The 10746-nt window shown below is 69.3% G+C and carries 7 protein-coding genes and 1 pseudogene; 2 read left to right on the top strand and 6 right to left on the bottom strand.

Annotated elements, in window-relative coordinates; genetic code table 11:
• A pseudogene (locus HET64_RS13865) lies at nucleotides 1–2740 on the top strand (beta keto-acyl synthase); the annotation flags it as partial.
• Here HET64_RS13865 and HET64_RS13860 read toward each other — a convergent pair.
• The 5 genes from HET64_RS13860 to HET64_RS13840 all read right to left on the bottom strand — a co-directional run bounded on the left by HET64_RS13860 (nucleotide 2731) and on the right by HET64_RS13840 (nucleotide 7444).
• Entirely contained in the window at nucleotides 2731–3285 is a 555-nt protein-coding gene (locus HET64_RS13860) for a M23 family metallopeptidase (protein WP_285801867.1), read from the bottom strand. The pseudogene HET64_RS13865 and the gene HET64_RS13860 overlap by 10 nt on opposite strands.
• Nucleotides 3286–3461: 176 nt before the next feature.
• Nucleotides 3462–3881, bottom strand: a complete 420-nt coding sequence (locus HET64_RS13855; RefSeq protein ID WP_215105326.1) for an FKBP-type peptidyl-prolyl cis-trans isomerase — start codon at nucleotides 3879–3881, stop codon at nucleotides 3462–3464.
• A 283-nt stretch (nucleotides 3882–4164) separates the two neighbouring features.
• Nucleotides 4165–5007 carry an AfsR/SARP family transcriptional regulator gene (locus tag HET64_RS13850; protein ID WP_215105318.1) on the bottom strand — a complete coding sequence of 281 codons (843 nt, stop codon included), beginning with the start codon at nucleotides 5005–5007 and terminating at the stop codon, nucleotides 4165–4167.
• A 146-nt stretch (nucleotides 5008–5153) separates the two neighbouring features.
• The gene (locus HET64_RS13845) at nucleotides 5154–6317 is read right to left on the bottom strand and encodes a transposase (RefSeq protein ID WP_215105316.1); all 1164 of its coding nucleotides are present in this window, start codon (nucleotides 6315–6317) and stop codon (nucleotides 5154–5156) included.
• Nucleotides 6318–6802: 485 nt separating this feature from the next.
• Nucleotides 6803–7444, bottom strand: coding sequence for a ScbR family autoregulator-binding transcription factor (locus tag HET64_RS13840; protein ID WP_003970700.1), 642 nt, complete (start codon nucleotides 7442–7444; stop codon nucleotides 6803–6805).
• Nucleotides 7445–8143: 699 nt separating this feature from the next.
• Here HET64_RS13840 and HET64_RS13835 point away from each other — a divergent pair.
• A complete protein-coding gene (locus tag HET64_RS13835) occupies nucleotides 8144–8815 on the top strand; it encodes a ScbR family autoregulator-binding transcription factor (RefSeq protein ID WP_215105314.1) in 672 nt (223 codons plus the stop codon).
• Between the two features lie 399 nt (nucleotides 8816–9214).
• Here HET64_RS13835 and HET64_RS13830 read toward each other — a convergent pair whose 3' ends face one another.
• Complete coding sequence (locus HET64_RS13830) at nucleotides 9215–10660, bottom strand: MFS transporter (protein ID WP_215105312.1); 1446 nt, start codon at nucleotides 10658–10660, stop codon at nucleotides 9215–9217.
• Nucleotides 10661–10746 lie beyond the last annotated feature (86 nt).

Raw genomic sequence — 10746 nt, 5'->3', positions numbered from 1 at the left:
GGGGGCGGCAGGGGTCGGGGGCGTGGTCGCCCGGCAGAGTCTGCGGGTCGCCGCGCTGCACCAGGAGGTCATGGCCGCGCTCGCCGAATCCCACCAGCGGTTCCTGCGCGTGTCCGCGCTCGCCGTCGGGGCGCTGACCTCGGCGGGCGCGGCAGGACCCGGGCAGCCCGTACCCGTACCCGTACGACCGCTTCCCCTGCCCGGGCCCTCCACGGCTCCGGCACCCGCACGGGCTCCGGAGCCGAAGCCGGGGCGGGCTCAGCGGCCCGGGCCTGCGTTCGACCGGGCCCAACTGGAGCACCTCGCCTCCCGCGAGATCTCCACGCTGTTCGGTCCGCTCTTCGCCGAGCAGGACGGCTACGCGGTACAGACCCGGATGCCGGGGCCGCCCATGCTGCTCGCCGACCGGGTCACCGGCATCGACGCGGTGCCCGCCGCGCTCGTCCTGCCGGGCCCGGTCCGCACGGACGGGAGGATCTGGACGGAGACGGACGTTCTGCCCGACAGCTGGTACCTGGATGCGACGGGGCGTATGCCGGCCGGCGTGCTGATCGAGGCAGGCCAGGCCGACCTGCTCCTGCTCAGCTGGGTGGGCGTCGACCTGCTGAACCGGGGCGAGCGCGCGTACCGGCTGCTCGGCTGTGAGGTGACGTTCCACGGCGGCCCGCCGCGTCCCGGCGACACTCTGCGCTTCGAGATCCATCTCGACGGTCACGCGGAGGCGGACGGGGTCCGGCTGGCCTTCTTCCATTACGACTGCTACGTGGACGGCGAGCTGCGGCTCAGTGTCCGCGAGGGGCAGGCGGGGTTCTTCACCCCCGCGGAGCTCGCCGGCAGTGGTGGTGTGCGGTGGGATCCCGCCGGCCGCGTACCCGGGAACGACCTGCCGCTCGACCCGCCGGCCGTGCCCTGCCGGCGGAGCTCCTTCGACGCCGACCGGGTGCGGGCCCTGACGCGGGGACGGCCCGCGGACTGTTTCGGGCCCGGCTGGGAGGCGACCGCGGCGCACGTGCGTTCGCCCGTGCTCGACGAGGAGCGGCTGGGCCTGCTGGACGAGGTCACCGCGTTCGACCCGGCCGGAGGGCCGTGGGGGCGAGGGTATCTGCGGGCCGAGACCGCCCTGTCCCCGGACGACTGGTTCTTCACCGGCCATTTCAAGAACGACCCCTGCATGCCGGGCACCCTGATGCTGCAGGGCGGTCTCCAGGCGATGGCGTTCTACCTGACGGCCCTGGGCTTCACCGTCGACCGGGACGGCTGGCGCTTCGAGACGGTCGACGAGCACCCCTCCAGGGCCGTGTGCCGGGGCCAGGCGACCCCGGAGAACCGGAGGGTCGTCTACGAGGTGTTCGTGCGGGGCGTCTCGGCCGGGCCGGTGCCGACGCTCCACGCCGACGTCCTCGGCTCGGTGGACGGGCGGAAGGCGTTCCTGGGCACCGACATGGCCCTCCGGCTGGTCCCCGACTGGCCGCTGTCACACTGGCGGCACGCGGGACCACCCACCGTCCGGACCGACGGGGTCCCGGTGCCGCTGCCCCGTCTCGGCGGGCTGGCCGGGCATCGGGAGGAGAAGCCGGTGGCGGTGGCGGCCGACGGGTTCCCCTTTGACCAGGCCTCGCTGCTGGCGTGTGCCTGGGGCAGGCCGAGTGAGGCGTTCGGCGCCATGTACGAGCCCTTCGACGGCACCCGCAGGGTGGCGCGGCTTCCCGGCCCGCCCTATCACTTCATGAGCCGGATCGTGTCGGTGGACGGTCCGCAGGGCGGGATGCGGGAGGGCAGCGTCGTCGTCGCCGAGTACGACGTGCCCGACCGGGCGTGGTATTTCGAGCAGAACGGCGGCCGCCTCATGCCGTTCGCCGTCCTCATGGAGACGGCGCTGCAGCCCTGCGGGTGGCTGGCCTCGTACGTCGGCAGCGCGACGACCAGCGAGGCGGACCTGCTGTTCCGCAATCTCGACGGGTCGGGAACGGTCACCGGCGAGGTCACGCCGGCGACGCGTACCGTCCGTACCAGGGCCGAACTGACCCGCGTCTCGCGCAGCGGGGACCTGATCATCGAGTCGTTCCGGGTGACGTGCACGGCCGACGGTGCACCCCTCTTCGAACTCTCCACGGTATTCGGCTACTTTCCCCGGTCGGCCTTCGACGATCAGCAGGGTCTGGTGACTTCGGCCGGCGACCGGGCCCGCCTCGACGAGCCCTGCGATCGTGTGGTCGATCTGACCTCCCGTCCCGCCCGGTACTGCGCCGGTGAACCGCGCCTGCCGGGCGCGATGTTGCTGATGCTGGACCGGATCACGGGCCACTGGCCCGACGGCGGGAGCAAGGGGCTCGGCCGGTTGCGGTCGGAGAAGGACGTCCGCCCGGACGCCTGGTTCTTCCGGGCCCACTTCTTCCAGGACCCCGTGCAGCCGGGCTCACTGGGGATCGAGGCCATGTGCCAACTGCTCCAGTACCACCTGCTGGAGCAGGGCGCGGCCGACGGGCTCGTCGCCCCCGGGTTCGAACCGGTGCTGCCGGGCCGTGAGGCGACCTGGACGTACCGCGGCCAGATCACCCCGGCCAACCGGCTGATCCGGGTGGACATGGACATCGTGGAGAGCGGCACGGACGCGCGGGGTCCCTACGCGGTGGCGGACGCGTCGCTGTGGGGTGACGACAGGTGCATCTACCGGGTGCGGGGACTGGGCATGCGGGTGGTGCCGGGAGCGCCCCTGCGGGTACGGCCCGGTCAGGCGTAGTGGTTCACGCTGACAGGGCGCGTCCCCGTGTAGGGCGTCCAGCCCTGGAGGGTGGCGGGCAGGCCCACGCGGCTGTCGCAGTCGATGACCTGGAAGTGCAGGTGCGGGGCCGTGGAGGCGCCCGTACTGCCCGACCAGCCGACGATCCGGCCCTGCGGAACCCAGTCGCCCGGTTCGTGGAACGACCGGTTCAGGTGCGCGTAGTGGGTGCACTGGCCGTTCGAGTGCCGGATGATCACCTCGATGCCGTTCTGCCAGTACGGCGACCAGTTCGAGAAGACGATGGTTCCCGCCTGCGCGGCGGACACCTCGTAGTCGGCGGGGAGCCCGAAGTCCCAGGCGTACTCGTTGTAGGGACCGGTGTGGGAGTACGTTCCCTCCGGCCCCTGGGTCACCGTGTAGGCCTCCCCCGCCGGGTAGGGCAGCTCGTAGAAGGAGTCCGCCGCCGCGGCCGGGGACGCACCCGTCATGGTGATGCCCACCGCGGTGAGCAGTGCGCTCGCCCCCACCGCAGTGCGGCGCAGAAGGCTCTTCATCCCGCTCATGTGCGACTCCGTTCACGTTCCCGATAGCCCGGCCTCCGCGACCCGTCGGAGCGCGGGAGTGCAAGGATCGGCCGCCGGCCGCCGGGCGTACAAGGGCCCCAGGGCCTACGCCCGGTCCGCGCCACCAGCCCACCGGCGGTCGCGAACCGGGACGAGGCACCTCGGGAAGACCGCCCTCAGGCCGAGCCGGCCGGGCGGGACCCGGCCCCGGTGGGCCCGCCCACGACAGTGAGCAGGTCCACGACGAAGATCAGCGTCGAGCCCGCCGGGATCAACGCGGAGGGCGACTGCTTGCCGTAGCCGAGACGCGGGGGAACGATGATCTCGCGACGGCCGCCCGCCTTCATCCCCCTGACCCCCCGGTCCCAGCCCTTGATGACCCTGCCACCGCCCACGGCGAACTTGAACGGCCGGTCCTCTTCCCAGGAGGAGTCGAACTCCCTTCCGGAGGCGAACGTGACCCCTACGTAGTGAACCCGGACGACCCGGCCCGGCCGTGCCTCGGGTCCATCTCCCACCACGAGGTCCCGGATCGTCAGCTCGGTGGGCGCTTCACCCTCCGGAACCTCGACTCCGGGCTTCGTCAGTTCACTCATCACGGTCCCATCGCTCGCCACCGGCATCCCTCGCGCGGGCCGGCCGGACGCATGGACCTTCCACGCGGCAGGCGATCACCGTACCGGCAGCCCGTGGCCCAAGGCGCGGGCCTTGGCCCTGCTCCACCGCTTCCGAAGCCCCGCAGCCGCGCAGCCGCGCAGCCGCGGACAGTGGCCCGTTAGTCAGGACATGACAACCACCGCGCCATTCGACGAGCCGGCTCAGACATGCGACAGCACCCATCGGCATCCGGGCCGCCCGGGGCGTTCGCGCCCCATCTCGTCAGCTGGCGACGGCGGGTTCCCACAGCGTAGTGGCGGCTGATTGCAGCGCGGTGGCCCTGCGGGGGCACAGCTGGACCGCGTCCTGGGTGGCCGCGTGGAGTATCTCGGCCTGCAGTCGCTGCACGTCCGTGGACGGTTCGAGGCCGAGCTCACGCTTGAGGATGCGATAGAGGTTCTGGTAGGCCTCCAGGGCCTCGCCCCGGCGTCCGGCACGATGCAGCGCCGAGATGAGCCGGCCGTGGAACCACTCGTGCAGCGGGTAGTCGTGTACCAGGGCCCGCAGCTCGGGCAGGAACTCCCGGTAACGACCGAGGCGGTTCTCGGTCTCCACACGCAACTCCAGGAAACGGATGTGGAGTTCCTCCAGATGCGCGATACGCCCGGTGAGCCGGGAACCCACGGGTATGTTGCTCAGCATGGGGCCGCGCCACAGCTTCTGGGCTCGGTCGAGATAATCTCCCGCCCGCTCCGGGGAGCCCTCACCCAGCTCCCACTGGGCCCCTCGCACCAACCGTTCGAAGATATGCACATCGACCTCGTCAGCGGCGATATCGAGACGGTAACCGGGCGCCTGGGTCATGAGTAACTCGCGTACTGGGCAATCGACTTGAGCGTCCTCAAGCATTTGTCGCGCGTGGTAGACATGCGTCTGCAGGGTTCTGATCGCGTTGCCGGGAGCGTTGTCGCCCCACAGCTCCCTGACCAGGGTGTCGGCAGCGACGGCCTCGCCGGGCTGGAGCGCGAGCACCGCGAGTATCTGGCAGATCTTGGGAGCCTTGGGAGCGTATGCCCGGCCACCGTCGGTGACGATCCCGAAAGGTCCGATAAGGTTGAACTGCACTACCCACGCTCCCGTTCCGGCGCCCGCGCGCCCGCGATACTGGCTGTGTCGGTTCCAGACACTAAGGAGCGGACGCCCTCCGACCATCACGTCCGGAGGCGAGAGTGTCATGTTACCGGACAGTAGGTTGGTAGTTGTGGCCCAGCTCACCCAGCAGCCCTCGGGGACACCCGGTTCGCGGCGCCCCGCACCTGCACGGCGACGAGGTGGGCGACGGAGGAGAGCGTGATGTGACGGTGCCATCCCGGAAACGATCGCCCCACGAAGTCCGTCATACCGACCCCTTCCGAGATGTCACCGAAATCGCGAGCCACCACCGAGGAGAGCCGAGCCAGCCGCAACAGCGTCGACAGCGGCGGCGGGTCAGCGGTCGTGAGCCACAGGCGCATGTCCGCCGCCACATCACTCCACTCCCCCACCAACAGCATCCCCCCGGCCCACGCGCCCGGCGACGCGACCACGGGGATCGCGACGGCCGTCGTGAGGTCGCCGCCCGGGTTCACACGGTGACGGAAGCGGGTCATCGAGGCGACCAGCTCGCCCGCGGTCCGCGCACGGTCACTGAATTTCGGTAACTTCGCCCGGTCTAAGCGCAGTTGGGCTTGCGGATCGAGACGCACCAGATACGCGAGACCCATGGCGGACAGATGTCGCGCCAGGGCCACGGCATCGATGCCGTCGACGTCCACCACGACGGGCGCGGCGGGCATGCCGCCGGGCAGCACGACCTGGGCGACCGAGTTGCGTATGCCCGCTTCCAGGGTTCCGGCCGTCTCGTCGTCGGGGATGCCGGCACGCCGCCGCAGTGGATCGTCCTCCAGCCAGCGACCGGTCAGCTGCAGCCGCCAGTCGACGGGCACGGCACTGCGGTCGGAGGCCAGCCAGGCCCCCAGGGCGTGCTGGCCGTTGAACGTCTGCCCGAGGCGCGGCAGGTACTGCTGGTCGACACCGATCGAGTGCGACCCGACCTTGGGGATCGCGGTGGGCTTGATGACCCAGGCTTCGGGAGCCAGCGTCCGCTGGACCTGCCGGGCGAGAGCGTGCCGTATGGGCATCCACTCCCACGGCGATGTGCTGATGAAGTGATGGACGCTCTGCTGAGCCGCCGCCCCGTCGAACTGTGTCGCGATGTTGCGCAGCGTCTTTCGCCCCGGCAGCGCCAGGAGGCTGTGTACGTACTGCTCGGCCTTGCTGCGCTGGCTGGCGCGTCGCAAGGCGCCGAACAGCCGGGCACAGAGCTCGGGGTCCAGGGCAGGCGGCTCGGGAACCGCCACTCGCGTGCCGTCGGACAGTCGTGCAGTCAGGTCCATAATTCCCCCGTGCTACGCCGGTCCGACAGCGGAACGACCCGCCCTGCTGCGGACCTGTGAGCTCGCCCCCTCCCCCAAAAGAGGCCTGGCATCCGCTTTATTTATACAGGCTGGCTCCAGCGCCCTTACAGGCCCCGGCACCCGTGGCACCCAAAGATCCCCGCTGTGACCTGGGGAGACGCACCTTTATGACGATGAGTCACTTGGGACCGGCCGAGGGGCCCACCTTACGGGGACGTTAACAGTTCGTATGGAAACAGGACGCGCCAAATGCCCCGGGTGGGTAGCGCGAGAGGAGGGAGCGGCAATAGAGAACAGGAATTCCAGAAAGGAGACGATCCGGCGGCCCCGGACAACGGCGGGGGAACTCGGGCGACCGGGAAGGTCGGGCGACCAGGGGAGACGCCGCAACCGCACTCCGCCGGGCCGGACGAGTGGCACCACACGGTTCGGGGCGAGGCGCGTGACCGTATACGTCGGTACGGTCACGAGGGCTGCGGGACGCCGGCGGCGACGAGGAGACGTTCGGCTCGGTACGGTGATGTGTCGAGTTTCGCCAGGACGCCGGCACAGGCCACATTGGGCAGGACCAGCGCGAGGAGCCCCGACACCTCCTTGGAGAGGTCACCGTCGGGCAGCACCTCCGTGAGCAGGTGCACGCCGGTCCACGCGCCGACGAACAGCCGTGCCGTCTCGCACGGGTCGACATGGGGCAGCAACTCGCCCCGGTCCTTGGCCTCGGTGAGTATCTCATTGCCCATCTCGGTCCAGTCGGGCCAGCGCGTGCCGAACATTTCCCGGGCCTTGATGTCGACGGACAGCCGGATCCCGGCGCTCAGCACCGGCTCCCGAGGCAGCCGATGGGCGAGCAGCAGCGCCAGGTCCGCCCATTCCTGCAGCTTGAACGCCTGCGGTACGAAGCCGTCCAGCGAGATCGCCTCTTCGAGCACGCCACGCGCCAACTCCTCTTTCGAGGTGAAGTGGAAGTAGAGCCCACCACGGGTGAGTTGGATCCGATCGATGAGGCCGCTGATGGTGGTGGCGTCGTATCCGAGCTCGTTGAACATCTCGGCGGCGGCCTCAAGGATCATTCTTCGCGTGCGGAGCGCACGTTCCTGCCTGGTCAACTCGCGCCTCCATGACGTGACTTTTACCGAGGTTTGAACTTAATTTTACCTGAGTCAATACAGACCGGAGGGCCGGTACCTTAACAGCACCTCACCCCCCGATGCATCAACAACCAGCCAGGCAGGCCCTGTTGAATACGGCCATCGCATCAGATCGTGGTACGCGTCACCCCCGGCGCCTCCCGCCCGCACGGCGCCCTTGGGGTCGGCTCCCGGCTACAGCGGCTTCACTTCGGCCGCGGCGCCTTCGTCGTGGTGCTGCCGCGTCCTCAAGATCCAGCCAAAGGGCGCAGGGGAGTTCGAGGGGGAAACCGTCCTCCGCGTCCGGCTTCTTCCGGACCGGCATCGCGGCCGGACACCGGGCGGCCGGCAGCGGGCAGGGGGCAGGGGAGCCGTCACATCGGTCGGCGCCGTCCGGGGCGGGCTTGATACCTGCCGAGGTTTTCCGTTCGTAGCGTTCTCTCTGCCGTCCGTACGGTACGACCAGTAGAATCGCAGGGCGCACGCAACTGCTCAAGAGCGCCCTCCGGGCGCGCCGGTAGTGATACCCGTCCCACCGGGCACCGGCCACCGGAACGCGGACGGTCAGGATCCGGTCAGGTCGTGCATCGACAGAGCTCACCCGCTGGTTACCCACGGTTGGTCTGTGGCATGTTCTCGTGTGTATGAGTCGCCTCATCACTGCCATCGGAGCGCTACATGGCCAAGCAGCACCGTGCCCTTCTCACCCGCCAGGAACTGATCCGCTCAGCCGCCGAGGTCTTCGGCAGTGCCGGATACGCGGAAGCATCCATAGCGACGATCAGTTCACGGGCCGGTGTGAGCAACGGTGCGCTGCATTTCCACTTCAAGAACAAGAGGGCTCTCGGGGAAGCGGTCGAACTGATCGCGGAACAGATTCTGTTGCGCCTGACCGGGCGGGTGCCGCTGCGCCACCCCTCCCCGCTGCAACTCCTCGTCGACACCTCGCACCTGCTGGCCCGCGGTCTGCGCGATGACCCGGTCCTGCGTGCGGGGTTCGGCCTCGGCAGCGATCCGACCTGGCAGAGCGACGTCAAACTGTGGGAGCAGTGGCAGGACTGGGTTCAGCTGATGCTCACCGTGGCCAGGGACCAGGGCAGTCTGGCACCCCAAGTGGCGGTCGAGGACGCCGCGTTCGCCATCGTGGCCGTCGTCGCCGGTTTCGACGCCCTGAACCGCACGGGCGCGGAGTGGGACGCGCGGCATGCCGTCACGCGCTACTGGAGGCTCGTGCTGCCGCAGCTGTCGACAGAGGCGGCACGGGAGGAACTGAACCCCGAGGGGACCGCGGCGGAGGAGGTCTGGTCCCAGAAGTGGGACATGGCGGAAGCCTGCGGGGACGCGGCCTGAGACACCCACCCCTGCACACCCCTGGCCCTCCCTGGGGTCAGGGGCTCCTTGCGTCGCACACCGGTCGAGCGGCGAACCGGCCCATGGGTGCCGTCCGGCCCCACAGCGTACGTACGCCCTCTCCGGGCGCCGCATGGGTACGCCCCTGACCCGGGCGAGGGCCGGCCGCCTGAGAGGCCATCACGCACACCCTGCTGTACGGCTCTTCCTCGGCCCGTGCCGCACTGCTCACCGACCGGACGATCGGTATGTTCCGGTGGGGGCAGGAGGACCGGTGGGGTGGCCGCGAGCCCGGCGGCCGGACCTTCGGGCAGGGCCCGGACACAGCACGAATCTCCCGGTGCCGTCCCGCACCGCGGGAAGCACCAGGAGATCGCGAAGTTCCGGAGAGCAGATGGGTCAGGCCACGTTGACCGTGTCCTTGGCGGCGGCCCCGTCGGCGGCTGTCTCCGTCGACCGCCTGCGGATCACGAACGCCGCTACGACGATCGCGATGACGAGCGCTCCCGCGAGGACCAGGCTGCCGTACATCAGGCCGGCGTTCACGGACTCCCGCTCGTTGGTGCCCCCGTCCATCCGGGAGGCCGTGACGGAGCCCGCGGCCGAGGCGACGATGGCGACCCACAGCGCGCCACCGACCTGCCCGGTCGAGTTGGTCAGACCGGAGATCACACCGACCTCGTCCTCGCTGGCGGTGGACATCGCCAGACTCATGATCGGCGGCAGGCAGAGACCGATACCCAGGCCGAGCAGGAACATCGAGGGCAGTACGTCCATCGCGTACGTCGCTTCCAGCGGCGTACGGGCGAGGAACAGCGCTCCGGCGAGGAAGATCGCGAGGCCGATGATGAGCCCGACCCGCTCGCCCAGTTTCCCGGTCAGATAGGGACTGAGCGCGATCGACCCGAGGGCGGTGATCACCGTCAGCGGGAGGAATGCCAGCGCCATCTCCATCGGTGTGTAGCCGAGGACCTGCTGCAGGTAGAGCGTCGCCACGAAGAAGGATCCGTAGAGCCCGCCGGAGACGAGGAACTGGACGATGTTGGCGCCCGCCACGTCGCGGTCGCTCAGGATGTTGAGGTTGAACAGGGGCGCCTTGGCCTTCTTCTGGCGGATCACGAAGGCGGCCATCAGGACGACCGCGCCCACCAGGTAGGCCAGCGTGCTGCCGGTCCAGCCGTTGTGCTCGGCGTTGACGATGCCGTAGACGAGCAGGGAGACGGACGAGACCAGCAGGGCCGCACCCGATACGTCGAGGCCGGCGGAGAGTCCGAGTCCCTTGCCGCCGGGGAGCAGCTTCCAGCCGAGGATGACGCTGATGACACCGATCGGCAGGTTGATGAAGAACAGCCAGTGCCAGGTCGTCAGCTCCATCAGCACACCACCGGCGATCAGGCCGAGTGCGCCGCCGCCGGCGAAGGTGAAGCTGTAGAAGCCGATCGCCCTGGTCTGCTCACCGGGTTCCTGGAACATCATCACGATGATCGCGAGGGTCACCGCCGTGACCAGCGCGGCACCGGCGCCCTGCCCGAACCGGGCGGCGACGAGGGTCGGCGCGTTCTGCGAGAAGCCCGCCACCACGGACGAGATGGTGAAGAGCGATACACCGAGGAGCAGGACGTTCTTGTGGCCGATCAGGTCGCCGAGCCGTCCGGCGAAGATGAGCAGACCGCCGTAGGCGATCAGGTAGGCGTTGATGACCCATGAGACGCCGCCCTGGGAGAACCCGAGCTCCTCCCGCATCACGGGTAACGCCACATTGACGATCGTTTCATCGAGGATCGTCATCAGTGTGCCAATGCAGAGGACTGTCAGTGCAATCCATCGCGAGCGGGCGGTGTCCATGGTCTCGATCCCTCTGGGTCAGGAGCGTGTTGTCGGTGAGCAAACACTAGCAGATGGTTGCGCAATAGACGATCTATTCTGCAATC

The sequence above is a fragment of the Streptomyces sp. McG3 genome (assembly GCF_018619185.1).
Taxonomy (GTDB): Bacteria; Actinomycetota; Actinomycetes; order Streptomycetales; family Streptomycetaceae; genus Streptomyces.
This window is presented reverse-complemented; position numbering and strand designations above follow the sequence as displayed.